Annotated in this window: 24 protein-coding genes, 2 pseudogenes and 1 riboswitch; of the genes and pseudogenes, 17 read left to right on the forward strand and 9 right to left on the reverse strand. The window is 61.1% G+C overall.

Translation table 11 applies throughout. From position 1 onward, the window contains the following. Window positions 1–51: 51 nt before the first annotated feature. Window positions 52–3,444: an AsmA-like C-terminal region-containing protein gene (locus FHT87_RS20785; RefSeq protein WP_183804695.1), complete on the forward strand. Its 3,393-nt coding sequence runs from the start codon at window positions 52–54 to the stop codon at window positions 3,442–3,444. Between the two features lie 108 nt (window positions 3,445–3,552). Here FHT87_RS20785 and tyrS read toward each other — a convergent pair whose 3' ends face one another. Further along, window positions 3,553–4,809, reverse strand: a complete 1,257-nt coding sequence (gene tyrS / locus FHT87_RS20790; RefSeq protein WP_183734970.1) for a tyrosine--tRNA ligase — start codon at window positions 4,807–4,809, stop codon at window positions 3,553–3,555. A 121-nt stretch (window positions 4,810–4,930) separates the two neighbouring features. Between tyrS and FHT87_RS20795 the strand changes: the two genes are divergently transcribed. Together FHT87_RS20795 and FHT87_RS20800 are read left to right on the forward strand one after the other, a co-directional pair. Next, on the forward strand, window positions 4,931–6,055 hold the full coding sequence (locus tag FHT87_RS20795; protein ID WP_183804697.1) for an anhydro-N-acetylmuramic acid kinase: 1,125 nt from the start codon (window positions 4,931–4,933) through the stop codon (window positions 6,053–6,055). Continuing rightward, the gene (locus tag FHT87_RS20800) at window positions 6,052–6,579 is read left to right on the forward strand and encodes a GNAT family N-acetyltransferase (protein ID WP_183734972.1); all 528 of its coding nucleotides are present in this window, start codon (window positions 6,052–6,054) and stop codon (window positions 6,577–6,579) included. The genes FHT87_RS20795 and FHT87_RS20800 overlap by 4 nt, the downstream gene beginning before the upstream one ends. On the opposite strand, the gene FHT87_RS20805 is transcribed toward FHT87_RS20800, so the two are convergent. Further along, window positions 6,572–7,249: an alpha/beta hydrolase gene (locus FHT87_RS20805; RefSeq protein WP_025668882.1), complete on the reverse strand. Its 678-nt coding sequence runs from the start codon at window positions 7,247–7,249 to the stop codon at window positions 6,572–6,574. The genes FHT87_RS20800 and FHT87_RS20805 overlap by 8 nt on opposite strands. 216 nt (window positions 7,250–7,465) lie before the next feature. On the opposite strand from FHT87_RS20805, the gene FHT87_RS20810 reads away from it, so the two are divergent. The 9 genes from FHT87_RS20810 (at window position 7,466) to FHT87_RS20850 (ending at window position 15,473) form a co-directional block, all read left to right on the forward strand. After that, window positions 7,466–8,632 carry a cysteine desulfurase family protein gene (locus FHT87_RS20810; RefSeq protein ID WP_183734973.1) on the forward strand — a complete coding sequence of 389 codons (1,167 nt, stop codon included), beginning with the start codon at window positions 7,466–7,468 and terminating at the stop codon, window positions 8,630–8,632. Window positions 8,633–8,776: 144 nt separating this feature from the next. Beyond that, complete coding sequence (sufB, locus tag FHT87_RS20815; RefSeq protein WP_183734974.1) at window positions 8,777–10,246, forward strand: Fe-S cluster assembly protein SufB; 1,470 nt, start codon at window positions 8,777–8,779, stop codon at window positions 10,244–10,246. A 1-nt stretch (window position 10,247) separates the two neighbouring features. Continuing rightward, window positions 10,248–10,490: a hypothetical protein gene (locus tag FHT87_RS20820; protein WP_183734975.1), complete on the forward strand. Its 243-nt coding sequence runs from the start codon at window positions 10,248–10,250 to the stop codon at window positions 10,488–10,490. A gap of 79 nt (window positions 10,491–10,569) precedes the next feature. After that, window positions 10,570–11,325 carry a Fe-S cluster assembly ATPase SufC gene (gene sufC / locus FHT87_RS20825; RefSeq protein WP_183734976.1) on the forward strand — a complete coding sequence of 252 codons (756 nt, stop codon included), beginning with the start codon at window positions 10,570–10,572 and terminating at the stop codon, window positions 11,323–11,325. A 23-nt stretch (window positions 11,326–11,348) separates the two neighbouring features. Then, window positions 11,349–12,623: a Fe-S cluster assembly protein SufD gene (sufD, locus tag FHT87_RS20830; RefSeq protein ID WP_183734977.1), complete on the forward strand. Its 1,275-nt coding sequence runs from the start codon at window positions 11,349–11,351 to the stop codon at window positions 12,621–12,623. Between the two features lie 12 nt (window positions 12,624–12,635). Continuing rightward, on the forward strand, window positions 12,636–13,877 hold the full coding sequence (locus FHT87_RS20835) for a cysteine desulfurase (protein ID WP_183804699.1): 1,242 nt from the start codon (window positions 12,636–12,638) through the stop codon (window positions 13,875–13,877). 10 nt (window positions 13,878–13,887) lie between these two features. Beyond that, window positions 13,888–14,262 carry an SUF system Fe-S cluster assembly protein gene (locus FHT87_RS20840; RefSeq protein ID WP_183734979.1) on the forward strand — a complete coding sequence of 125 codons (375 nt, stop codon included), beginning with the start codon at window positions 13,888–13,890 and terminating at the stop codon, window positions 14,260–14,262. A 91-nt stretch (window positions 14,263–14,353) separates the two neighbouring features. Further along, window positions 14,354–14,749, forward strand: coding sequence for a Fe-S cluster assembly scaffold SufA (gene sufA, locus FHT87_RS20845; protein WP_183804701.1), 396 nt, complete (start codon window positions 14,354–14,356; stop codon window positions 14,747–14,749). A gap of 103 nt (window positions 14,750–14,852) precedes the next feature. Then, window positions 14,853–15,473, forward strand: coding sequence for a LysE family transporter (locus tag FHT87_RS20850; RefSeq protein ID WP_183804703.1), 621 nt, complete (start codon window positions 14,853–14,855; stop codon window positions 15,471–15,473). Window positions 15,474–15,506: 33 nt separating this feature from the next. On the opposite strand, the gene FHT87_RS20855 is transcribed toward FHT87_RS20850, so the two are convergent. The 6 genes and pseudogenes from FHT87_RS20855 to gcvT all read right to left on the reverse strand — a co-directional run bounded on the left by FHT87_RS20855 (window position 15,507) and on the right by gcvT (window position 21,076). Then, window positions 15,507–15,812 (reverse strand): flagellar basal body protein, encoded by a 306-nt coding sequence (locus tag FHT87_RS20855; RefSeq protein ID WP_183804705.1) that lies wholly within the window; start codon window positions 15,810–15,812, stop codon window positions 15,507–15,509. Between the two features lie 124 nt (window positions 15,813–15,936). Then, window positions 15,937–16,086 (reverse strand): annotated as a pseudogene (locus tag FHT87_RS31555) (TetR family transcriptional regulator); the annotation flags it as partial. A 215-nt stretch (window positions 16,087–16,301) separates the two neighbouring features. After that, a complete protein-coding gene (locus FHT87_RS20865; RefSeq protein ID WP_183735105.1) occupies window positions 16,302–16,547 on the reverse strand; it encodes a DUF982 domain-containing protein in 246 nt (81 codons plus the stop codon). 141 nt (window positions 16,548–16,688) lie between these two features. Beyond that, the gene (gcvP, locus tag FHT87_RS20870) at window positions 16,689–19,553 is read right to left on the reverse strand and encodes an aminomethyl-transferring glycine dehydrogenase (protein ID WP_183804707.1); all 2,865 of its coding nucleotides are present in this window, start codon (window positions 19,551–19,553) and stop codon (window positions 16,689–16,691) included. Then, on the reverse strand, window positions 19,553–19,915 hold the full coding sequence (gcvH, locus tag FHT87_RS20875; RefSeq protein ID WP_183734983.1) for a glycine cleavage system protein GcvH: 363 nt from the start codon (window positions 19,913–19,915) through the stop codon (window positions 19,553–19,555). Before gcvH ends, gcvP begins: the two co-directional genes overlap by 1 nt. Before the next feature lie 24 nt (window positions 19,916–19,939). Beyond that, on the reverse strand, window positions 19,940–21,076 hold the full coding sequence (gene gcvT, locus FHT87_RS20880; RefSeq protein ID WP_183734984.1) for a glycine cleavage system aminomethyltransferase GcvT: 1,137 nt from the start codon (window positions 21,074–21,076) through the stop codon (window positions 19,940–19,942). Window positions 21,077–21,231: 155 nt separating this feature from the next. Beyond that, a riboswitch (glycine riboswitch) is annotated at window positions 21,232–21,323 on the reverse strand. Window positions 21,324–21,554: 231 nt separating this feature from the next. On the opposite strand from gcvT, the pseudogene FHT87_RS20885 reads away from it, so the two are divergent. Next, window positions 21,555–22,010, forward strand: a pseudogene (locus FHT87_RS20885) (copper chaperone PCu(A)C); the annotation flags it as partial. A 65-nt stretch (window positions 22,011–22,075) separates the two neighbouring features. Here FHT87_RS20885 and FHT87_RS20890 read toward each other — a convergent pair. Beyond that, entirely contained in the window at window positions 22,076–22,339 is a 264-nt protein-coding gene (locus FHT87_RS20890; protein ID WP_183734986.1) for a hypothetical protein, read from the reverse strand. A 310-nt stretch (window positions 22,340–22,649) separates the two neighbouring features. Between FHT87_RS20890 and FHT87_RS20895 the strand changes: the two genes are divergently transcribed. The 4 genes from FHT87_RS20895 to FHT87_RS20910 all read left to right on the forward strand — a co-directional run bounded on the left by FHT87_RS20895 (window position 22,650) and on the right by FHT87_RS20910 (window position 25,609). Further along, on the forward strand, window positions 22,650–23,642 hold the full coding sequence (locus FHT87_RS20895) for an RluA family pseudouridine synthase (RefSeq protein WP_183734987.1): 993 nt from the start codon (window positions 22,650–22,652) through the stop codon (window positions 23,640–23,642). Continuing rightward, a complete protein-coding gene (locus tag FHT87_RS20900; RefSeq protein WP_183734988.1) occupies window positions 23,639–24,292 on the forward strand; it encodes an HAD-IA family hydrolase in 654 nt (217 codons plus the stop codon). Before FHT87_RS20895 ends, FHT87_RS20900 begins: the two co-directional genes overlap by 4 nt. A gap of 9 nt (window positions 24,293–24,301) precedes the next feature. Further along, window positions 24,302–25,087 (forward strand): ATP12 family chaperone protein, encoded by a 786-nt coding sequence (locus FHT87_RS20905; protein ID WP_183734989.1) that lies wholly within the window; start codon window positions 24,302–24,304, stop codon window positions 25,085–25,087. Window positions 25,088–25,156: 69 nt separating this feature from the next. Further along, a complete protein-coding gene (locus FHT87_RS20910; RefSeq protein WP_183734990.1) occupies window positions 25,157–25,609 on the forward strand; it encodes a hypothetical protein in 453 nt (150 codons plus the stop codon). Window positions 25,610–25,671 lie beyond the last annotated feature (62 nt).

Genomic DNA, 25,671 nt, shown 5'->3' on the forward strand with positions numbered 1-25,671 from the left:
GGCGTCCCGCCCAGAGCCGTTCAAATCAGATTCAGGAGTTTCCCAAGGCGCATGTCAGCCATCCGCGGCGAAAAAGTCACGTTTCGCAAGAAGGATATCGTCGCGTTGCACAACCTGCCTTCCGCGCAAGTGGAAGATCCCCTCATTGTGCATTGCCCGCCACCACGCTCGCGCATGCGCGGCACCGCAAAGGCCACCGGCGGCTTCTGCGCGGTCATCCTGTTCATCCTGGCGGCGATCGTCTTCACCATCGAAAGCGGGATTATCGACGCACCGTTGTCGCAGCAGGCGCAATCGGCACTGAACAGTGCACTCGGACCACGCTACCGGGCCGAAGTCGGGTCCACCGTCATCCGTTTCACGTCCGGCCTGGGGCTGGCGCTCGAAGCGCGCGACGTCAACATGATCGACCAGCAGAGCGGCCAGCATCTTTCTACCACATCATCGATGCGCATGGCGCTCGATCCGCTGCAGCTCTTCCGCGGCCGCATTGCCGTGACGTCGGTCGAAGCTGACGATATCGCCCTCGACACGTCGCTGCTTCCGTCAGGCGCTCCCGTCAAGCTTGACGATCTACGCGTCGATGCCATTCCGGCGGCAATGGAGACGATCTTCTCGCATCTCGATCTGTTCGAAAACTTCGTCGAACGCGGCGCTACCGACTCCGTGCGCATCTCCGGCATCGACATCAAGCTTGCGGATACGGCAAACGGGCCGCTTTCGCTCGTCGTCGACAATCTCGCCTTCGAGCATGCCGGGCCGAACTCGCTGCAACTGAGCGGCCAGATTTCCATCAACGGCGAAGCGGCTGATCTCAATGTGATCACCGAGCAGACGGGCGGGCGGGCATCCCAGCTCGTCGCCACATTGTCGCACGCCGACCTGACGCCCTTTGCGCTGAAGCGCAACGAACAGGGGGAAATCCGCCAGGGCCTCAACACATTCGGCAATCTAACCCTATCTGCAGTCCGGGCTGCAGATGGCGTCAAGCCGGCGCTCAATGCAGCGCTCAATCTCGATCCCGGCATGATTTATGTCGATGGGGATTCGCAGGAGCTGACGGACGGGCAGCTCAATCTTGCCTATGATTTCGACAAGCAGACGCTGGAAATCGCCAAGTCGCAACTGCATCTCGGATCGACCGTGCTGCCGATCAGCGGCGCTGTGATCGACCTCGACAAGCTCGATCCGAATGCGGGCAAGGGGTTCGGCATCGACGCGCTGATCAGCGGCGGCACAGCCGCGCCCAATTCCGGCGAGCAGCCACTATCCTTCGATCTGCAGGCAACCGGGCGCTATCTCGTTGCCGGCCGCGAATTTCAGTTCACCAATATGGTGGCTTCCTCGCCGCTCGGCTCGCTCTACGGGGCTCTTCACATCCGACTGAATGAGGAATCACCGGAGATCAGTTTTGCCGGTCAGTCGCAGCAGATGCAGACGACGGCGGTCAAGCAGCTCTGGCCCTTCTGGATGGCGTCCAAGGCACGGGTCTGGGTGCTTGCAAACCTGTTCGGCGGCACGGTGAGCAATGCTTCCATTTCCGTCTTCATTCCGGCAGGCCGGCTGGACCAGGCGGCGGGAGGACGCGGCCTGCGGCTCGATGAGAACCAGCTCCGCATCGCCTTCGACATCGCCGGTACGCGCCTGAATGTCGCCGGCGAGATCCCACCGGTGCGCGATACCGCGGCGCATTTCGACCTGACGGGCGGAAAGGCGACGATCTCGCTCAAGAGCGGCACCTCCTATTTCCCATCCGGGCGTTCAGTGACGGTGCAGCCGGGCACCTTCGTGATGCCGTCAGTCTATGACAAGCCGCTGATGGCAGATGCCGACATTTCCGTTTCGGGCGCAGCCGATGCGGTGGGCGAGCTTCTGACCTACAAGCCGATCAAGGTGCTGCAGCGCGCAGGCTTTGTGCCCGACGACCTCAAGGGCACTATCGACGCGCATGTGCAGGCGCATTTCGGACTTCTGTCCTCGCAGAACCCGCCGCCACCCGAATGGGAGGCGCAGATGAAGCTTACCGATGTCGCGCTTGCCAAGCCGTTCTCCGGGCGCGTCATCACCAATCTCGACGGCATGCTCGATGCCGATCCACAGCAGGTGAAGGTCAAGGGCAAGGCCGACATCGACGGCGTATCCGCCGATATCGATATGCTGGAACCCGTCGACAAATCTTCCGGCATCGAGCCGCAGCGCGTAATCACGGCAACACTGAACGGCGACCAGCGTGACAGGTTGCTGCCTGGCCTTTCCGGCATCCTCGGCGGGAGTATCAAGCTGGTACTGACACGCCTCGACGACGACCGGCAGGACGTGCAGCTCGATCTCGGCAAGGCGTCGCTCGATCTGCCCTGGATCGGCTGGTCGAAGGGCAGCGGCATTCCCGCCAATGCCGAATTCGAGGTTTCCGGCCCGCCTGACAATACGCAGGTCAGGAATTTCCGCCTGAAGGGCGATGGCTTTGGTGCGACGGGTGCGCTCGTCATCGGCAAAAGCGGCCTTATATCGGCTGATTTCGATAGCGTGAAACTGTCTTCGGCCGATGATTTCGGGTTGTCGCTGAAACGCAGCAAAGGCGGCTTCGATATTTCCGTATCCGGCGCCAGCGCCGACGCGCGACCGATCATCGCCCGGCTGAAATCGGATTCGGACAGCGATGGCGACGGCAGCGACAGCAGCAGCGTGACCGTGCGGGCGAAACTGCAGAACATCATCGGCTTCAATGACGAGAAGATCGGCAATTTCCAGGCACAGATCGCCATGAGCGGCAGCCGGCTGCAATCGCTGAATTTCTCCGGCATCACCGATAGCGGCGAGGCGGTCGTCAGCCAGATGCAGGGCGGCGGCGTCATCAATATCACCAGCGGCGATGCCGGCTCCGTCTCACGTTTCGCCGATCTTTACCAGCATATGCAGGGCGGGCTTCTCAACCTGTCGATCCGCCTCAATGCGGGCAACGGCTGGGACGGCTCGCTCGACGTGCGTCGCTTCTCGATCGTCAACGAGCAACGCCTGCGCTCGATCGTTTCCACACCTGTCGGTTCGGACCAGCGCACGCTGAACGAAGCCGTCAAACGCGATATCGATACCTCCTCGCAGCGCTTCCAGCGCGGCTTTGCCCGTATCGTTTCGCGCGGCGGGGCAATCTCCATCGAAAACGGCGTGCTGCGCGGCGACCAGATCGGCGCCACCTTTCAGGGCGTGGTGCGCAATGCGAAGGGCAACATGGACATGACCGGCACCTTCATGCCGGCCTATGGCCTCAACCGGCTGTTTGCCGAACTGCCGCTGATCGGCGTCATCCTCGGCAATGGTTCGGACCGGGGTTTGATCGGCATTACCTTCAAGCTCACCGGCAAGTTCGACCAGCCGAACCTGCAGATCAATCCGCTCTCGGTGATCGCGCCCGGCGTCTTCCGCCAGATCTTCGAGTTTCAGTGATCGCCAGATTCGAAGCGCTACTGGCTTCAATCCTGAGCTTCACTTTACCGCAGACAAACAAAAGCCGGCGCAAGGGCCGGCTTTTGTCTTGGTTATCTGCGGCGCTGCTTACGCTGCGCGGCGGATCAGGATGTGCTTCTTCTTGCCGAGCGACAGCTTGATGACGCCATCGGCGGTGATTTCGCCACTGCCGATCATCTTGCGCTCGTCGCTGACGGCCTGGTCATTGATGCGCACGGCGCCGCCTTGGACGTGACGGCGGGCTTCGCCATTCGAGGCGGCAAGACCGGCGCGGACGATCAGCGACAGGAGGCCGATGCCTGCGTCGAGTTCGGAGGCCGGGACCTCGACCGACGGCAGGTTCTCTGACAGGCCGCCTTCCTCGAAGGTCTTGCGCGCCGTCTCCGCTGCCTGTTCGGCGGGCTCGCGGCCGTGCAGGATCGCGGTGACTTCGGTTGCGAGGATCTTCTTGACTTCGTTGATCTCGGAACCGGCAAGTGCCGAAAGGCGGGCGATCTCGTCCATCGGCAGCGTCGTGTAGAGCTTCAGAAAGCGCGAGACATCGGCGTCTTCCGTATTGCGCCAGTACTGCCAGAAGTCATAGGCCGAGAGCATGTCGGCATTCAGCCACACCGCACCGGTCGCCGACTTGCCCATCTTGGCGCCGGAAGATGTGGTCAAGAGCGGCGAGGTCAGCGCGTAGAGCTGCTTCGTCCCCATGCGGTGACCGAGGTCGATGCCGTTGACGATATTGCCCCACTGGTCCGAACCACCCATCTGCAGGCGGCAGTCGTAGCGCTTGGCAAGCTCGACGAAATCGTAAGCCTGGAGGATCATGTAGTTGAATTCCAGGAAGGACAGCGACTGCTCGCGATCAAGGCGCGTCTTGACGCTGTCGAAGGACAGCATGCGGTTGACCGAGAAATGCTTGCCGACGTCGCGCAGGAACTCGAGATAGTTCAGCGAGCGCAGCCATTCGGCATTGTTGATCATCAGCGCGTCCTTCGGGCCGTCGCCGTAGTTCAGGTAGTTGGAGAAGACGCGCTTGATGGAGGCAATGTTGCCTTCGATCGTATCGACGGTCATCAGCTGGCGGGCCTCCTCCTTGAAGGAGGGGTCGCCGACCATGCCGGTGCCGCCGCCCATCAGCGAGATGGCGCGATGGCCGGTCTTCTGCATCCAGTGCAGCATCATGATCTGGATGAGCGATCCGGCGTGCAGGCTGGGTGCGGTCGGATCGAAGCCGATATAGGCCGTCACGGTTTCCTTGGCGAAGAGATCGTCGAGGCCGCTTTCATCGGAAATCTGATGAATGAAGCCGCGCTCTTGCAGCGTGCGGAGGAAATCGGACTTGAACTCAGGCATGGGCTTCGTCTCTTGAACGTCGAACGTGAATTGGGATTGACGCTTGTTGAACCGTCGCGGCGCGTTTAGCACTGTTTTTCCAAAAGTGCATCCGGGAATCGCATGAAAGGCTCGCGGCGCAATGGATATTGTCAGGACTGCGATCGGCTTGATGAGCGGCACCTCGATGGATGGCATCGATGTGGCGTTGCTGCGAACAGACGGGCGAGGCTTCATCGAACGCGGCCCGTTTCTGGGCGTTGCCTATGCCGGCGGTTTCCGCGAGCGGCTGAAGCGGGCGCTCGATCTGGCCCGGCCTCTGACCGATCGCAATGCACGACCGGACGAATTGCGCGAAATCGAGATTGAACTCACTGAACGTCATGCAGATGCCGTTACGGCATTTCTCGATAAATTCGGCCTGAGCAGGGACGAAATCGACGTGCTCGGCTTTCACGGCCAGACCGTGCTGCACCGACCGGACGATGCGTTGACGATCCAGATCGGTGACGGGCAGCTTCTGGCCGAACGCACAGGCATTCCCGTGGTCTATGATATGCGCGCCAACGACATGGTGCATGGCGGGCAGGGTGCGCCGCTGGTACCTGCATACCATGCTGCCCTTGCCAGCCGGTTCAAGACGGACGGGCAAAGTGTCTGCTTCGTCAATATCGGCGGCATTTCGAACCTCACCTATATCGGCGCGGAAGGCCGCATCACCGCCTTCGACAGCGGCCCCGGCAATACGCTGATCGACCAGTGGGTGGAAATGCAGACCGGCAAGACCTATGATCCGGGCGGCGAGATCGCCGGGCGCGGGCAGGTGGTGCCTGATATTGCCGCCCGCTACCTCGGCAGCCCGTTCTTCCAAGGCAATATCCGCCGCTCGCTCGACCGCGGCGATTTCAAGCCGCTGGCGAATGGTGAAGCGAGCCTTGAGGATGGCGCGCGCACGCTTGCGCATGTCGCTGCGGCCTCGATCATCAAATCGGCCGGCTATCTGCCCGAGAGCCCCTCAGTCTACATCGTCTGCGGTGGCGGGCGGCTGAACGGGGCGATCATGGCGGAGTTTGCCGATATGGCCGGCAAGAGCGCTTCCAGCGTGATGAGTGCCGAACAGGCGGGCTTCGATGGCGATGCGATGGAGGCGGAGGCCTGGGCTTATCTCGCCGTACGTTCGCTGGAGGGACTGCCGCTCACCTATCCCGGCACGACGGGCGTCAGTCAGCCGGTAAGCGGTGGTGTACTGGCGGAGCCGGCCATATGAGCGGGGAAATCATTTTCGAAACGCCGCGCCTTGTCGCTCGGATGTGGGAAGACGGCGATGCCGACCTGATCCAGGACCTGCATTCGACGATCGAGACGACACGCTACATGTCTGGCGGAGCGCCCTGGCCACGCGAAAAGTGCGAGGAGCGGCTGCGAACATATCTTGCCGAGCAGGCGCGCGACGGCACGACGAAATACAAGATCGTTGGCCGCGAGGACGGCCGATTCATCGGACGTGCCGGAATCTCGATCTACCACACCGGCGAGTATGAGATGGGCTATGCTTTCTACGCCCGGGAATGGGGCAAAGGCTATGCAACGGAAATCGCGGCAAGCCTTGCCGACTGGTTCTTCGCGAGAAGCCTTGCGCCGCATTTCATCGCCTTCACGCACCCGGACAATCTTGCCTCTCAGCACATACTAAAAAAGATCGGCATGCAGGAGCGCGGGCCGATCTTTATCGAAAATGTTCAGGGTGTGGAATTCGAGATGACGGCCGCCATGCGGCGGGCCGTTACCTGATGCGCTTTGCCGCCGGTTCCGGCACGAGTTCGCCATTCAGGCGGCGGTCGAGATAATCCTCGCACTCGGCCATCAGTGTGTCGACCTGGCCGTTGAAGAAGTGGTTGGCGCCCGGCACCGTGCGATGGGTGATGAGGATGCCCTTCTGGGTCTTCAGCTTCTCGACGAGGCCGTTGACGTCCTTTTCAGGTGCCACCTTATCCGCCTCGCCATTGATGATCAGGCCGGAGGAGGGGCAGGGCGCCAGGAACGAGAAGTCATAGGTGTTCGGCTGCGGGGCAATCGACATGAAACCTTCTATTTCCGGGCGGCGCATCAGAAGCTGCATGCCGATCCAGGAGCCGAAGGAGTAACCGGCGACCCAACAGGTCTTCGAATCGGGATGCAGGCTCTGCACCCAGTCGAGCGCGGAGGCGGCATCCGAAAGCTCGCCCGCACCATGGTCGAATTCGCCCTGGCTGCGACCGATGCCCCGGAAATTGAAGCGCAGTGTCGTAAAACCGCGCTTCTGGAACATGTAGAAGAGCTGGTAGACGATCTGGTTGTTCATCGTGCCACCAAACTGCGGATGCGGGTGCAGAATGACAGCGATCGGTGCGCTTTTTTCCTTGGAGGGCTGGTAGCGGCCTTCAAGACGGCCGGCTGGGCCGTTGAAAATGACTTCGGGCATCGGTACTCCGGGTTTTATTTCGCGTTCACGCCACGTTTGGCGACAACATGACTTGACGACGGTTGTCAGCTTTTCTAAAACGCAGTTTAGAACAATTCGAAACTTGCATGGCAATCCACGCAGCGTGGAACGTGTCATAAGGCAAGCCCGGCGGAAATTTCAAGAAAAATGCGCCGCCACGCCAAAGCAAGCTCGTCAAGCGCAGGACCGAAGACAATGGCGCCGCCACGCCTTTATCTCGATTGGAACGCAACCTCGCCGATGCACCCTGCAGCGCGTGACGCGGTCATGCGCGCCGTGGATGTCTTCGGCAATCCCAATTCCGTGCACGGCGAGGGCCGTGCTGCCCGGGCCGCCATCGAGGGTGCGCGCCGCAAGGTCGCGTTGCTGACGGGTACCGACCCGGCCAATGTGATCTTTACGAGCGGTGCGACCGAAGCGGCCAATATGGTGCTGACGCCTGATTTCAGCATGGGCCGCACGCCGCTGAAACTCGGCCGTCTCTATCATTCCGCCGTCGAGCATCTGGCAGTTCGCGAGGGCGGCCGTTTCCTGAAGGACAAGACGACCGAAATCCCGGTGACCGAGGCCGGTATTGTCGACCTGACCGCGCTCGCAGCACTTCTCGACACCCATGACAAGTCGACGGGCCTGCCGATGGTGGCGATCATGTTCGTCAACAACGAGACCGGCATCGTCCAGCCGGTCGAAGAGGCGGGCAGGATCGTGCGTGCTCATGGCGGGCTCTTCGTGGTCGATGCCGTGCAGGCGGCCGGCCGGCTGCCGATCGAGATCGGGCGGATCGGTGCCGATTTCATGATCATTTCCTCCCACAAGATCGGTGGACCGAAAGGAGCGGGCGCGTTGATCGCCCGAGGTGAGGCTTTGATGCCGAAAGCGCTGATCCGCGGTGGCGGGCAGGAGAAGGGTCACCGCTCGGGGACGCAGAATTCGCTGGCGCTGATCGGCTTCGGGGCAGCTGCGGAAGCCGTGCTGCAGAACCTTGAGGAGCGCAATGCTGCGATTGCGGTCCTGCGCGACCGGCTGGAAGCCGGCATGCGCGCTGCGGCACCCGATGTCATCATCCACGGTGCCGACGGCCCGCGCGTCGCCAACACCATCTTCTTCACGCTTCCCTGCCTGAAGGCGGAGACCGGGCAGATCGCCTTCGATCTCGAAGGCGTGGCCCTTTCGGCGGGTTCGGCCTGCTCCTCCGGCAGGGTCGGCGAAAGCCATGTACTGACTGCGATGGGTCGCGATCCGAAGCTCGGGGCGCTACGCATGTCGATCGGCTTTTCGACGACGGAAGAAGACGTGGATCGGGCGATTGCCGCCTTTACGAAAATCGCCGCCCGGCGAAAGCCGGCGGGCGAGGCGGCCTGAACGCTTCACAAACTTGCGGAAACGCAAATTTCCACTTGCCATCAGGGCTGAAAAGTCCCTTTTGGCCACTTATATCAAGGGCAAAAGAAAATCGCCCGCACGACAAGCTGCCGGACCTTTTCTCCGGCGAGATTGGAGAACGACATGGCTGCAGTCCAGGAAACAGTCGATCGCGTCCGTCAGATCGACGTGGACCAGTATAAATACGGTTTCGAAACCGTCATCGAAATGGACAAGGCACCCAAAGGCCTTTCCGAAGACATCATCCGCCTGATCTCTGCCAAGAAGCAGGAGCCGGAATGGATGCTCGAATGGCGCCTGGAAGCCTACAAGCGCTGGCTGACGTTGGAAGAGCCCACATGGGCGCGCGTCGACTATCCGAAGATCGATTTCAACGCGATCCACTATTACGCGGCGCCGAAGAGCACGCCGGGTCCGAAGTCGCTTGATGAGGTCGACCCTGAAATCCTCAAGGTCTATGAGAAGCTCGGCATTCCGCTGAAAGAACAGGAAATCCTGGCCGGCGTCGAGAAGCCGAAGATCGCCGTCGATGCGGTGTTCGATTCGGTTTCCGTCGTGACGACCTTCAAGGAAGAGCTGAAGAGGGCCGGCGTGATTTTCATGTCGATCTCGGAAGCTATCCGCGAACATCCTGAACTGGTACGCAAGTACCTCGGCTCCGTCGTTCCGACGACCGACAACTATTATGCGACGCTGAACTCGGCCGTCTTCACCGACGGCTCCTTCGTCTTCGTGCCGAAGGGCGTGCGGTGCCCGATGGAGCTTTCCACCTATTTCCGCATCAACGAGAAGAATACCGGTCAGTTCGAGCGCACGCTGATCATCGCCGAGGAAGGCGCTTACGTCTCCTATCTCGAAGGCTGCACCGCGCCGCAGCGCGATGAAAACCAGCTGCACGCGGCCGTGGTCGAGCTGATCGCGCTCGACGATGCCGAGATCAAGTATTCGACGGTCCAGAACTGGTATCCGGGCGACAAGGACGGCAAGGGCGGCATCTACAACTTCGTCACCAAGCGTGGCGATTGCCGTGGTGATCGCTCGAAGATCTCCTGGACGCAGGTCGAGACCGGTTCGGCCATCACCTGGAAGTATCCGTCCTGCATCCTGCGCGGCGATGACTCCAGAGGCGAGTTCTACTCGATCGCTGTTTCCAACGGCCATCAGCAGATCGACAGCGGCACCAAGATGATCCATCTCGGCAAGAACACGTCGAGCCGCATCGTTTCCAAGGGTATTGCTGCCGGCGTTTCGCAGAATACCTATCGCGGCCAGGTTTCAGCCCACCGCAAGGCTTCGAACGCCCGCAACTTTACCCAGTGCGACTCGCTCTTGATCGGCGACAAGTGCGGCGCCCATACGGTGCCCTACATCGAGGCAAAGAACTCGACGGCGCAGTTCGAGCACGAGGCAACCACCTCGAAGATCTCCGAAGACCAGCTGTTCTACTGCCTGCAGCGCGGCATTCCGACCGAGGCAGCGATCGCGCTGATCGTCAACGGCTTCGTCAAGGAAGTTCTGCAGGAACTGCCGATGGAATTCGCCGTCGAGGCGCAGAAGCTGATCAGCATCTCGCTGGAAGGCTCGGTCGGCTGATATGAGCGAGGCGGACAAGAAGCGAATTCTTGAACGTCTGGCCGATATGCGCGGGGAGGTATTGGCGAAAATTCGCCCCCGCGAACAGGAATACAAGACAGAAAAGCCGCCGGAGCAGCCCTATGTGTTTCTCCGGCAGCGCGTGGAAAAACCGGGAGAGGCCGTTTTGGCAATCCCGGCATATGTCGAATGCCTTCGGCTCGCAGCGAGCGCGGTTTTCGCCGCAATCTGCTTCTGGCGATAGCGCCGAGCGCCACAGGTAACGCCCTTACGAATTACGCGAGGCTCTGAGTGAGCTGCGCAGACAAACGCAGGAACCAAAGATGCTTGAAATCAAAAACCTTCATGCCCGCATCGCCGAGGATGGCACCGAGATCATCCGTGGCCTGAACCTGACCGTCAAGGCCGGCGAAGTGGCCGCCATCATGGGTCCGAACGGCTCCGGCAAGTCGACGCTCTCCTATGTGCTGTCCGGTCGTGAAGACTATGAAGTGACCGAGGGCGACATCCTTTACAATGGCGAGAGCATTCTCGAGCTCGATCCGGCCGAGCGCGCCGCCAAGGGGGTCTTCCTCGCTTTCCAATATCCGGTCGAAATCCCGGGTGTCGCCACCATGCAGTTCCTGAAGGTGGCGATGAACGAGCAGCGCAAGGCGCGCGGCGAGGACGAGCTGACGACGCCGGATTTCATGCGCCGCGTCAAGGATGCTGCCGCCAAGCTGCAGATCAATACCGAGATGCTGAAGCGCCCGTTGAACGTCGGTTTCTCCGGTGGTGAGAAGAAGCGCGCCGAGATCCTGCAGATGGCGCTGCTCGAGCCGAAACTTTGCGTGCTCGACGAAACCGACTCCGGCCTCGACATCGATGCGCTGAAGGTCGTTGCCGACGGCGTCAACGCGCTGCGTTCGCCTGACCGTGCCGTCATCGTCATCACTCACTACCAGCGCCTGCTCGATTACATCGTGCCGGACACCGTCCACGTTCTCTACAAGGGTCAGGTGATCAAGTCCGGCGACAAGACGCTGGCCCATGAGCTGGAAGCCAACGGTTACGCCGACATTATCGGCGCCGCAGCCTGAGCGTGGCGGAAAGGACGACGTCCATGAACATGCAAACGACGAGCCGCCTGACTGCGGCCGAATCGGCGCTGATCGAAGCCTTCAACGAGAAGATCGGCGAACTGCCGGGCAATGGTGCGGTCACAGCGCTGCGCGACCGGCTGCTCGACGACCTGAAGAAGGAAGGCCTGCCGACGCGCCGCATCGAGGCCTGGCACTATACGGACCTCAAGAACCTGCTGCGCAGCGTTCCGGCTCAGGCAGGCGATGCCGGCTCTGAAGCGCTGGAGCCGCTGGTCGAGGATTCTCCGGTTCTGTCCGTGATCCAGGGCAAGGCCGCCGGTAAGTCTTCGGCCGGTGACCTCTCTGTTACTCTTTATTCCGAAAAGCTGACCGATGGTTCGGCTGTCGAAGGCCTCGACGCGCTTGGCCGTGACGATGCAGTCGGCCGCATCAATGGCAGCTTCGTCAAGGACGGCTATGTGATCGACGTGCCGGATGGTACCGAGCTCGAAGAGCCGCTGGAAATCCAGTTCGTGCATGCCGGCGGCGACATTCATACCCGCCTGCCGGTCAGCTTCGGCGCAAACGTGAAGGGCGTCGTGATCGAGCGTCACCGCTCGGTGACCGGCGATGCCGCACTCGTGTCGCATGTCAGCGACATCACGGTCGGACAGGGCACGGAGCTGACCTGGATCATCGTGCAGCAGCAGGGCGCAGAGGATACGCATCTCGGCCAGATCCGCGTCGATCTTGGCGCTGACGCTAAACTGAAGCTCTTCGTCATCAATGCCGGCGGCAAGCTGGTGCGCCAGGAGCTGAATATCAAAGTGACGGGCGAGGGCGCCTATCTGACGCTGCGTGGCATCAATCTGCTCGGCGCCGACACGCACACCGACGTGACGATGGTACTCGGCCACGACGTACCGAGCACCGGCTCGACGGAAGTGATCCGCAATGTCGTCTTCGATCGCGCCAAGGGCGTCTTCCAGGGCATGATCCGGGTCGCGCCCGATGCCCAGAAGACCGATGCCAAGATGGCCTGCAACACGCTGCTGATGTCCGACGATGCCGAGTTCTCGGTGAAGCCCGAGCTCGAAATCTTTGCCGACGACGTACAGTGCGGCCATGGCGCGACGGTTGCCGATATCGACCACAACCATCTCTACTACATGATGGCTCGCGGTATTCCGGAGAACAAGGCACGCGCCATGCTCGTCAACGCCTTCGTTGCCGAGATCGTCGAGGAACTGGAAGACGAATCCCTGGTCGAGGCGCTGGAAGGCGTCATCTCGGCCTGGCTGGAAAAGCACGCCTGATCGGAAAGCGCCATGGACAAGATCGTACCGGCAACCGCCTATGATGTCGAAGCCATCCGCAGGGATTTCCCGATCCTTGCGGAGAAGGTGCATGGCAAGCCGCTGGTCTATCTGGACAACGGCGCTTCCGCCCAGAAGCCGCAGGCGGTGATTGATGCGATTTCGCATGCCTACAGCCACGAATATGCCAATGTGCATCGCGGCCTTCACTATCTCTCCAATGCCGCGACGGAAGCCTATGAGGCCTCGCGCGAAAAGGTTCGCCGCTTCCTGAACGCACCTTCGGTCGACGATATCGTCTTCACCAAAAACTCCACCGAAGCGATCAACACCGTCGCCTACGGCTGGGGCATGCCTAAGATCGGCGAGGGCGATGAGATCGTGCTGACGATCATGGAGCACCACTCCAACATCGTGCCATGGCATTTCATTCGGGAGAGGCAGGGCGCCAAGCTCGTCTGGGTGCCTGTCGATGATGAAGGCGCTTTCCATATCGAGGATTTCGAAAAGAGCCTGACCGACAAGACCAAGCTCGTCGCGATCACCCATATGTCGAATGCGCTCGGTACCATCGTTCCGGTCAAGGAAGTCTGCCGCATTGCCCATGAGCGTGGCATTCCGGTCCTGATCGACGGTTCGCAGGGTGCGGTGCATCTGCCGGTCGACGTGCAGGATATCGATTGCGACTGGTACGTGATGACCGGCCACAAGCTCTATGGCCCTTCGGGCATCGGCATACTCTACGGCAAGAAGGACCGGCTGAAGGAGATGCGGCCGTTCCAGGGCGGCGGCGAGATGATCTTCGAGGTGAGTGAGGACATCGTCACCTACAACGATCCGCCGCACCGTTTCGAGGCCGGTACGCCGCCGATCGTGCAGGCGATCGGGCTCGGCTATGCGCTCGACTATATGGAGAAGATCGGCCGCGAGAAAATCGCAGCCCATGAGGCCGATCTGACGGCCTATGCCGAAGAGCGGCTCAAGGCGGTCAATTCGCTGCGCGTGTTCGGCAATGCGCCGGGCAAGGGTGCCATCTTCTCCTTCGAGCTTGCGGGCATTCACGCCCACGACGTCTCGATGGTGATCGACCGCCAGGGTGTCGCCGTTCGCGCCGGCACGCATTGCGCCATGCCGCTCTTGAAACGCTTCGGCGTGACCTCCACATGCCGGGCATCCTTCGGCATGTATAATACCCGCGCCGAGGTGGATGCGCTGGCCGATGCGCTCGACTATGCGCGCAAGTTCTTTGCTTGAGGAAGAAGCCATGAGCCTGGATGAAGAGAAGATCGACGTGCGCGAGGGCATCGTGCATTCCAGCATTCCCGAAGCGGAGCTGGCGCGTCTCAGCGAAGACGTGATCGGCGCTCTCAAGACCGTCTACGACCCGGAAATTCCGGCTGATATCTTCGAGCTCGGTCTCGTTTACAAGATCGACATCGAAGACGACCGCATGGTCAAGATCGTCATGACGCTGACCGCACCCGGCTGCCCGGTTGCCGGCGAGATGCCGGGCTGGGTGGAAAACGCCGTCGGCGCCGTCGAAGGCGTTTCGGGCGTTGAGGTTTCCATGACCTTCGATCCGCCGTGGACGCCGGACCGCATGTCGGAAGAGGCGCAGGTCGCGGTTGGTTGGTACTGACCGGCTGGTATTGATCCATTAAGGTGATCGCCTTACATTTGAATCACGAAGCACCGGATCTTGACCCCGGTTGCGGAAGGAGAAGGAGCCCATGGGCTTTGCTGTGATGAGCATGACGACAGCCGCCGCGGACCGCGTGAAGGCGATCGTCGAAAATGGCGGACCGGATGCCAAGGGCATTCGCGTCGGCATCAAGAAGGGCGGCTGCGCCGGGATGGAATATACCATCGACATGGTAACCGAGCCCAATGCCAAGGACGACCTGATCGAGCGCGATGGCGCAAAGGTCTGGATCGAGCCGTCGGCCGTTCTCTATCTGCTCGGCACCGAACTCGGCTTTGAAACCACCACATTGCGCTCTGGTTTTACCTTCACCAATCCGAACCAGACATCGGCCTGCGGCTGCGGCGAATCCGTCGAACTGAAGCCTGCCGATCTCGCAGCTCTTGCCGCGCGCGGCGATGCAGTCGTTCCTGCACAGCATTAAGCATTTTTTCGTTGAATTTGCCTGATGGCCGCCATAATTGGCGGCCTTTTGATTTTGACGAGCCTGTCCGAGACCGACAAGCGACCAAGAAGAAAAGCGGACAATGCTCTTTCTGTTCCTGAAAGGCGCCCTGCTGGGCGTCATCATCACCGCGCCGCTCGGGCCGATCGGAACGCTCTGCATCAACAGAAGCATCGAGAAGGGGTTCTGGTACGGCTTTTCCGGCGGGCTCGGGACTGCCCTCGGTGACGCGAGTTACGCGCTGGTCGCCGTCGCCGGGCTTGCCGTCTTCTCCGAGACCATGTCGATGGCCACTATTCCGCTGGCGCTCGGCGGCGGGCTGATGCTGCTCTGGCTCGGCTTTCGGGGACTGGAGAACAGAGGGAAGGTAAAGGCGGCGAAGATCGACGCAGCCGACTTCCTGCACACGACGATTTCGACCTTCCTGCTGACCATTTCCAATCCGGCGACGATCCTTTCCTTCGGCGCGCTGTTTGCTGGCCTGGGCCTGACCGAGGAGACACGCCGCTTCAGTTCGGCTGCCATCGTCTCGGGCGTCTTCCTGGGATCGCTATTGTGGTGGTTCTGCCTCAGCGGTGCCGTCAGCCTTGCAAGGGACCGGCTTTCGGCCGATTTCACGGCCAAGGTCGGCCGCGCGACGAGCTACATGCTGCTCGCCTTCGGTGCCGTAGCGCTGGGTTCGGTGGCTTATTCGATCGTTTAAAGAATTGTCTGCCTGAAAAGGGGCAAGTGCGCTTTAGTCGCGCTTTATGCTCATCAGCACGTCCCAGAGATCGGCACCGGTTTCGAAGACCGCAGCATTCGCCTTGTAGCTCTGTTCAGTCTCGATGAGATCGGTGAGCTCGGTCGCAAAATCCACGCCCTGATCCGTCTCGGTAACGCTTGCCGTAACGCCCGAAGGTTCGACGGACTGGAAACTGGTGTTCAGCCGCCCATAACCCGGTGTGCTCGCATTGGCGACGTTGTTGGCGATTGCGCCTGCGCGCGTCGTCTGTGCCAGCATTCCCGAAAGAGCCGTATGCGTGATTGCAGAAATGCTCATTGACCGTTTCCCTGTTTCCGGACAACAAGCGTTTTACCGGCAAGGGTTTAGGGAATACTGAACGGCTTCGGTTAGCGAAAGGCGAGGGAATCTGAGACGACTGTACCGAAATGGCACGTAGGCCTCAGCGACCGGCTCTCATATCCGTAATCAGGATACCGATGAGCTGCCGTGCCGCAACCCGCCAGGCGGGGCCGCGGCTGATGCTCGCGCCGCCGGCAAGCGCCCGCAAAAGGTCGAGCGGGTCCATCGTCAGGCGGATCTCGCCGGCTACCGTGGTGATAGAGGAGAAGGGCGCCCGGTACAGGGGCAGGCAACCCTTCTCCCTGCTGGTTTTGCAATATCCAGCAACGATAATTACGCAGAAAACCGAAAATGGTTCATCGATCCCAATGAAAATCCAGAAAAAGTCTGCCGACGTTCTTTCGTCGTCAGGAATGCATAGCCGCGCATCATCCATCCATGCGGTTCTTTGCCGACAGCCGCCATTCAACTCTTGATATCGAGACCCGCTTCGACTGCGGCGGCGATGAATGCCTTGCGCGCGTCCTCACCGGTGCGCTTGCCTTTGATGACGTCGGCGCAGATCAGCAGCGCCTGGTCGAGTGCGGCGCCATCCTCCGTCGGCCAGTCCTCGATCATCGCCCAGGAGGCTGCCTGGGTATTATCGATGGTCACGTATTGGCCGGGCTCTTCGAGGGCGATGAGCACAGGCTTCGACCAGGGCGCCTGCATTCTGGCTTCGCTTTGATCCTGGGGCATTTGGTGTGACCTTTCTTCGCGTATTCTCTATCAGAATTAGGAAAGCCCCTCCCTGATGGAAGGGGCTTGGATTACTCAGCCTTTTGCTTGCGCTTCTGGCGTCTGGCCCGGCTGCTATTCCGCAGCTTCTGCGTAGGCCTCGACCGGCGGGCAGGTGCAGATCAGGTTGCGGTCGCCATAGACGTTGTCGACGCGGTTGACCGGCGACCAGTACTTGTCGACGCGGAAAGCGCCGGGCGGGAAGCAGGCCTGTTCGCGCGAATAGGGGCGGTCCCATTCGCCGACGAGGTCTTCGACCGTGTGCGGGGCGTTCTTCAGCGGGTTGTTCAGCTTGTCCGAACGGCCTTCCTCGATATCGCGGGCTTCCTGCCGGATCGCCAGCATCGCTTCGCAGAAGCGGTCGAGTTCGGCCTTGGTTTCGGACTCGGTCGGCTCGATCATCAGCGTGCCGGCAACCGGCCAGCTCATGGTCGGAGCATGGAAGCCGCAGTCGATGAGGCGTTTGGCAACATCGTCGACGGTGACGCCGGCGCTGTCGACCAGCGGACGGGTGTCGATGATGCATTCATGCGCCACACGGCCAGCCTGCGACTTGTAGAGCACGTCGTAAGCGCCCTTGAGGCGGGCAGCGATGTAGTTGGCGTTGAGGATTGCCACCTTCGTTGCCTGCGTCAGGCCTTCGCCGCCCATCATCAGGCAGTAGCTCCAGGAGATCGGCAGAATGGAGGCCGAACCGAAAGCTGCTGCCGAAACCGCGCCCGAACGACCGTCGGCTTCGGGATGGCCGGGCAGGTGCGGCGCCAGGTGCGCCTTGACGCCGATCGGACCCATGCCCGGACCGCCGCCGCCATGCGGGATGCAGAAGGTCTTGTGCAGGTTGAGATGCGAGACATCAGAGCCGATGTCACCGGGGCGAGACAGGCCGACCATGGCGTTCATGTTGGCGCCGTCGAGATAGACCTGGCCGCCATTGATATGCACGAGGTCGCAGATTTCCTTGACGGTTTCCTCAAAGACGCCGTGCGTCGACGGATAGGTGATCATGCAGCAGGAGAGGTTTGCCGCATGTTCTTCCGCCTTGGCGCGGAAATCGTCGAGGTCGATATCGCCGTTTTCACGGACCTTGACGACGACGACCTTCATGCCGGCCATCTGGGCGGATGCCGGGTTGGTGCCATGCGCCGAGGTCGGGATGAGGCAGACGTCGCGGTGACCCTGGCCATTGGCAATGTGATAGTTGCGGATGGTCAGGAGGCCTGCATATTCGCCCTGCGCGCCGGAATTCGGCTGCATGGAGAAAGCGTCATAGCCGGTGACGGCGCAGAGCTTTTCCGTGAGGTCATCGATCATTTCGCGGTAGCCAAGCGCCTGGTCTGCCGGCACGAAAGGATGGATGTCGGAAAATTCCGGCCAGGTGATCGGCAGCATTTCCGCCGTCGCGTTCAGCTTCATCGTGCAGGAGCCGAGCGGGATCATCGAGCGGTCCAGCGCCAGATCGCGGTCGGAGAGCCGGCGGATGTAGCGGGTCATTTCGCTTTCGGCGCGGTTCATGTGGAAGATCGGATGCGTCAGGTATTCGCTGGTGCGCAGCAGATCTTTCGGCAGGCGATAGGACGGTTCGAAATCGGCAACCTGGAAATTGCCCCCGAAGGCACGCCAGACGGCTTCGAGCGTCGCCGGACGCGTACGCTCGTCGAGCGACATGCCGATCTTCGTCTCGCCAACCTTGCGCAGGTTCACGCCTTCGGCGACGGCTGCGCGCAGGATCAGACCCTGCATGTGGCCGACGTCGACGGTGATCGTGTCGAAGAAAGTGTCCGGCTCGACCTTGTAGCCGAGCTTTTCCAAGCCCTTGGCCATCAGCACTGCCTTCTGGTGGACCTGCTGGGCGATCGCCTTGATGCCCTTGGGACCATGGAAGACGGCGTACATGGAGGCCATGACGGCGAGCAGAACCTGCGCGGTACAGATGTTCGACGTCGCCTTTTCGCGGCGGATATGCTGTTCACGCGTCTGCAGCGCCAGGCGGTAGGCGCGGTTGCCGCGGGCATCGACGGAAACGCCGACGAGACGGCCGGGCATTGAGCGCTTGATGGCATCCTTGACCGACATGTAGGCCGCATGCGGACCACCGTAACCGACAGGAACGCCAAAACGCTGCGAGGAACCGATGGCGATATCGGCACCCATTTCACCCGGCGACTTCAGAAGCGTGAGCGACAGGATATCGGCGGCGACGACGGCGATGGCGCCCGTCTGGTGCAGGCGGGAAATCAGTCCGGTATAGTCATGTACATGGCCGTGCGTACCCGGATACTGGAAGATCGCGCCGAAGACATCAACCGGATCGAGATCGCTGAAGGGGTTGCCGACGATAACAGTCCAGCCGAGCGGTTCGGCGCGGGTGCGGATGAGAGCGATGGTCTGCGGATGGCAATCGGCATCGACGAAGAAGGACTTGGCCTTCGACTTGGCGACGCGTTCGGCCATGGCCATGGCTTCGGCAGCAGCCGTCGCCTCATCGAGCAGCGACGCGTTGGCGACATCGAGGCCGGTCAGGTCGCAGATCATCGTCTGATAATTCAGCAGCGCTTCGAGGCGGCCCTGCGAAATTTCCGGCTGGTAGGGCGTATAGGCCGTGTACCAGGCAGGGTTTTCCAGGATGTTGCGCTGGATGACCGGCGGCGTGATCGTGCCGTAATAGCCCTGGCCGATCAGCGAGGTCAGAACCTTGTTCTTGTTGGCGGTTTCGCGCAGCTTGTCGAGCGCTTCGCGCTCCGTCATCGGCGCACCCCAGAGGAGCGGCGCCTTCTGGCGGATGGCGGGCGGCACGGTCGCGTCGATCAGCGCATCCAGGCTCTTGTAGCCGATAACACCGAGCATATCCGACATTTCAGACGGCGAGGGGCCAATATGACGACGATTGGCGAAGTCATAGGGCTGATAGTCGGTGAACTGGAATTCGGTAGGCGTCGTCATTACGCAGTCAGCTCCTTATAGGCCGCTTCATCGAGCAGGCCGTCGACATCGGAGAGGCTCTTCAGCTTGAGCTTGAAGAACCAGCCGGCGCCTTGAGGATCCGAATTGACGAGCGAGGGATCGGCAACGATCGCCGGATTGACCTCGACGATTTCGCCATCGAGCGGGCAGTAGACTTCGGACGCTGCCTTGACGGATTCGACGGTCGCCGCATCGTCGTTCTTGGAGAAGGTGGCGCCGACTTCAGGCAGTTCCACGAAGACGAGGTCACCGAGCTGCTCGACAGCATAGGTGGTGATGCCGACGGTCGCGACATCGCCTTCGAGTTTCAGCCATTCATGTTCCTGGGTAAATTTCAGCATGGAAAAATCCTCTCGCAATAGGGGTCAGCGTTTGTAGGTCGGCTTAATGAAGGGAAGGGCAGAGACGGTCACCGGCAGGTACTTGCCGCGCACTTCGGCATAGACCTGTGTGCCTACTCCCGCATGGGAGACCGGCACGTAGCCCATGGCGACGGGGCCTTCGACGGAGGGGCCGAAACCACCCGAGGTGACTTCGCCGATCTCGGTCTTGCCTTCCGCATCGGCATAGAGCTTGGCATGGCCGCGCACCGGCGCCTTGCCTTCGGGCTTCAGGCCGACGCGCTTGCGGGAAACGCCGTTATCCAGTTCGCCAAGAATGCGCGCGGCACCCGGGAAACCGCCGGCGCGAGCGCCACCGGTGCGGCGGGCCTTCTGCATGCCCCATTCGATGGCGGCTTCGACCGGCGAGGTCGTCGTGTCGATATCGTTGCCATAGAGGCAGAGACCGGCTTCGAGACGCAGCGAGTCGCGGGCGCCGAGGCCGATCGGCTCGACATCGGGATGCTCGAGCAACCGGTTGGTGACGTCAACGGCCTTCTCGGCGGGAATGGAGATTTCGAAACCGTCTTCGCCGGAATAGCCCGAACGCGAGACGAGACAGGAAACATCGTGCAGGCGGCAGTGGCGCACGTCCATGAATTTCATTGCGGCGACATCGGCCCAGAGTTCGGCGAGCGCTTCCACGGCACGCGGGCCTTGAAGAGCGATCAAGGCGCGGTCGAGGAGGGTTATGTCGCAAGTATCGGAGAGATGCCTCTGCAAGTGCGCGAGATCTTGCTCCTTGCAAGCGGCGTTGACGACGACGAAAAGATGGTCGTCGAGATGGGTGATCATCAGGTCGTCGAGAATACCGCCATTCTCATCCGTGAAGAAGCCGTAGCGCTGGCGGCCCTCGGCAAGGCCGAGGATATCGACAGGTACGAGGCTTTCCAGCGCTAGAGCCACATCCTCATACTTGCCGGACTTCGCCTTAATGATGACCTGGCCCATATGGGAGACATCGAACAGGCCGGCGGCGGCACGGGTCTGAAGGTGCTCCTTCATGACGCCGGCCGGATATTGCACCGGCATGTCATAACCTGCGAAGGGCACCATGCGAGCGCCGAGCGACAGATGCAGCGCGTGAAGCGGGGTTTTCTTGAGGGCAGCAGTATCGTCCAAACGACGCCTCCGGGGTTTGCGCCGGATAGTCCGGGCGCGGGCTCAAAACTGAAGGCGCGGTTGCGCCTTGTCTCCTTGAGCCCCCTCTGTCCCTGTGCCTGAGATTGTTATCCCTTCGGCGGACGTTTCGAGAACGCCTCTCTCCAGAGTTCCGTCTGCCCCTTGTGGTCCTTTTGCCTGAGAGTTTCCGGGGCGGTTGCTCCTTCGGCACCGGTATCGCGTACCGGCTTCTCCCAACAAGGTTGCGGCAATTATCCGGGGGCGGCGGGCCTTGGCAAGCGAAATGTCGGTGACGCACAAATTTTTGTCGCGCCTCAAAGAAGCCGGTTGCGATGCGTGGCAAATGGGCTTTTGCATTTGCGGGCGAAATTGGCTAACGCGACGCAAAGCGAGGAGATAATCGATGAACATTGTCAGGACGTTTGGTTTTACAGCCCTCCTTTGTGCCTGCGGCTTTGCCGGATCAGCACTCGCCCAGGACCATCAGCACATGCAGGGCATGGACATGAGCGGCATGGGCTCCATGAACATGGCCGTCGGCGGTGAGGTGGTGAAGGCCGGCGATCTCGAAATTTCCGGCGGATTCGCCAAGGCGATGCTGCCCGGCCAGCCCGTGGGCAGCGGCTTCTTCACCGTCAGGAACACTGGTTCAGCCGACGACCGCTTGGTTTCGGTCACGTCGCCGACATCGGGCGAAGTGCAGATCCACGAAATGGCCATGCAGGGCAACGTCATGAAGATGCGTCAGCTCAAGGACGGGATCGCCATTCCCGCCGGCCAGACCGTCGAGCTTGCGCCCGGCAATCTGCATCTGATGTTCCAGAAGGTGAAGACGCCGTTCAAGCAGGGGGACAAGGTGCCGGTCACGCTGACCTTCGAAAAGGCCGGCAAGATCGATCTGGTGCTGAATGTTCTGTCGGCACAGGGCAAATAAGCGCTGAAAAACAAAAAGCCCGCGACAATGCGCGGGCTTTGCTCCTCCCAGCAAAAACCTGGATCTCAGACATCCTCGTAAGACTGCAGGGCCTGCTTCAAGCCGGCCTGCGGCTGGCGAAAGCCCTTGGTCATGAGATCAAGCGCGACTTCCGTATTCTGGATGATGTTGGTGGTTTCTTCCGGATCTTCGCCGCTCGGATTGAGCTGACGTTCCACAATCTTGCGGGCCTCGCGTATGGCCGTGCCGGTCGCCACGCGCTGAGGAATGCGCAGGGTGTCGAAGGCAAGAGCAGCGGTGTTCGCGGATATGGAAACAAGCTGAGTCATGCGCCCGTCATACCGGTACGACCTTCGCATTCGGCTTAAGAAAATCATTCGCATTTTACCGGATGGTAAGAATTCCACAGAGGCGATTGGCATCAGGCTGGAATCGCAACACACCGGACGCATGGTCCAGGTTGTCCTCGGCGCTGTCGGCGGCGCAATCGGTCCGCTTCCGGGATATTATGGCGGCCTCGGCCCGATGCGCGTGCTGCTCTGATTTCGATTCCGATTTCCGTTTTCTGAAAAATGCTCTAAAGGCAGCGGCAAGAGAGGCGCCGGCTTCGATCGCGCCCGTATTTTCCGAAAGAATTCCATGGCAGGCATAGAACACATCAAGGTGGAGCCCGATGAAGCGGGCATGCGGCTCGACCGCTGGTTCAAGATCCACTATCCGGGGCTCGGCTTCGGTCCGCTGCAGAAGCTGCTGCGATCCGGCCAGGTGCGTGTCGATGGCGGCCGCGTCAAGTCGGATGCTCGTATACAGCCCGGCCAGATGGTGCGTGTGCCGCCGCTCGACGTGGATGCCAAGGTGAAGTCCGGGCCGATCGCCGGCAAGGATCTCAAGCATTCGACCGATTTCGAGCTTCTCTCACGCATGGTGCTGCATCAGGACGAGAAGGTCATCGTCCTCAACAAGCCGCCCGGACTCGCGGTGCAGGGCGGCTCCGGCGTCGCCAGGCATATCGACCAGATGCTCGAAGCATGGACCAGCCCGAAGGGCGAGAAGCCGCGCCTCGTGCACCGCCTCGACCGCGATACGTCGGGCGTGCTCGTCATCGCCCGCACGCGTGGTGCCGCCCAGAAGCTGACGGCCGCCTTCCGCGAGCGCGACACCAAGAAGACCTATTGGGCGCTGGTCAAAGGCGTGCCGCGCAAGCATGAGGACAAGATCTCGACCTGGCTCGTCAAGGAGCCGACGGCCGATGGTGATCGCATGCGCATCGCCAAACACGGCGAGGATGGCGCCGATCATGCGATTTCCTACTATCGCGTGCTGGAGACGGCGGCGCAGAATCTCGCATGGCTGGAGATGGAGCCCTATACCGGGCGTACCCACCAGCTGCGCGTCCATGCGCTGCATATCGGCCACCCGATCATCGGCGATCCCAAATATTTCGACGAGGATCCGAATTGGGATTTTCCCGGCGGCATCCAGAAGCGGCTGCATCTGCACGCGCGCCATATCGATATCCCGCACCCCTCGGGCGGGCGCCTGCGCGTCAGCGCACCACTGCCGCCGCATATGGTGCAAACCTGGAACCTTCTCGGTCTCGACCTTGCCGGCGCTGAAAGGGACAGCGAATGAAACTCGCGCTTTTTGATTGCGACGGCACGCTGGTCGACAGCGCCGGGCTGATCCACGAAACGATGCGCCGCACCTTCGATAAGTTCGGCAAGCCGGAGCCTCGATTCGAAGACACCAAGGCCATCATCGGCCTGACCCTCGATATCGCCATCGCGCGCATGCAGGGCAAGCCGCATGTCGAGCAGGAAGATATCGACATGACTGCGCATTACAAATCGCTGTTTACGGTCGTGCGACAGGATCTCGATTACCGGGAGCCGCTGTTTGCCGGCATTCGTGAGATGATCGATGCGCTCAGCGGGCGCGAGGATCTGCTGATCGGCGCGGTGACGGGCAAATCCAGGCGCGGGCTGAAGCTCGTCATGGAGACGCACGGCTTCGACAAACATTTCGTCGTCGCACGTACCGCCGACGACTGCCCCTCCAAGCCGCATCCGGCTATGGTGAGCGAGTGCTGCGACGAAACCGGCATGAATGCGGCCGATGCCATTGTCATTGGTGATGCGATCTACGATATGCAGATGGCAAAGGCTGCCGGCGCCAAGGCGATCGGCGTTGCCTGGGGCTATGCCAGCGTGGATGAGCTGATCGCCAACGGCGCCGATGCGATCGCCTATCATCCGAACGAGATATTGCGCCATTTTTCCTGAGGTGAGCCCATGCGCGATCTGCTGAACGACCTTTCCGAAGGCCTGAGCCATCCCGATCCCATCCGCCGCGCGCAGATCCAGATGAAGAAGCCTCTGCCGAAGCGCTTCTACCAGACGGTTTCCGTCGAGCCGATTGAAGATGGCTTCGCCATTACGCTCGATGGCAAGGCCGTGCGGACGCCGGCCCGGCAAGTGCTGGCGCTGCCGAATGAGGTGCTGGCAAGGCTTGTCGCCGCCGAATGGGACGCGCAGACCGAGGTGATCGATCCGTCGCGGATGCCGGTGACGCGCCTCGTCAACACGGCGATCGACGGCGTCGCCACCGACACGCAGGCTGTCTTCGAAGACATCCTGCGGTTCTCCTCCAGCGACCTGCTGTGCTACCGCGCCGATGATCCGGAAAAGCTGGTCGAGCGACAGAGAGAGCGCTGGGACCCGGTACTCGACTGGGCGGCTGCCGATCTCGGCGCGCGCTTCATTCTCATCGAGGGCGTGATGCATCACGAACAGCCGCGCGAGGCGATCGCCGCCTTCGGTTCGGCGCTGCGCCGGCATGACAGTGCACTGGAGCTGGCAACTCTCCATACGGTGACGACGCTGACCGGTTCGGCGCTCCTGGCGCTTGCCATCGCCGAAGACCAGATCACGCCCGATGAAGCCTGGTCGCTCGCCCATCTCGACGAAGACTGGACCATCGAACACTGGGGGAGCGACGAGGAAGCCGAACAGCGCCGCGCCAAGCGTTTTGAGGATTTCAAGGCAGCGACCGATGTTTTTTTCGCGCTAAGGGCCTGAATCATATTGCCTTCATGGCCTTTATGACGAAATCTGCGACTCTGGACGGGGTTTTTGCGGGAATTTGGAATGAACTGGCTGAGGTCGAGATTTTGCCTGATAGCGCTTGTTTGCGTGGCGCTGACGGCCTGTGCCAGCCTCATGCCGAAGAAGCAGGAAAAGCCTGTCTATGACGTGCGCAGTGCCGTCGTGCTGTCAGGCACGACCATGTCGGGGGAACTGCTCTCCGGCATCAGTGATCGCGTCAACGCCGCCATTCGCGCGACGGTCCGCACAACGGAATTGCCGCGCGTGGTGCTGACGATCCGCATCGTTTCCGTCACGAAGGGTCTCGGCTTCCAGAAAGACCGCAACGTCGCAAAGGTCAGCGTCGATGCCGCCTCCGTGGAGGATGGATCGGTCATCGCCGTCACCTCCTTCGAAGTCACAAGCATGACCGCCGACCCGAAGCTCGCCGACGACATTCTGGCGGAAGATATCGCAGCGCGCGTACGCTCCGCCTTTGCACTCAGCGGGCGATAGTTCTGACGCAATTCCGAACGGAAAACCGTTTCACGGTTTTGCTGGAATTGTCCTAACTGCCA

It is taken from the genome of Rhizobium sp. BK316, from assembly GCF_014193695.1.
Classification (GTDB): Bacteria; Pseudomonadota; Alphaproteobacteria; order Rhizobiales; family Rhizobiaceae; genus Rhizobium.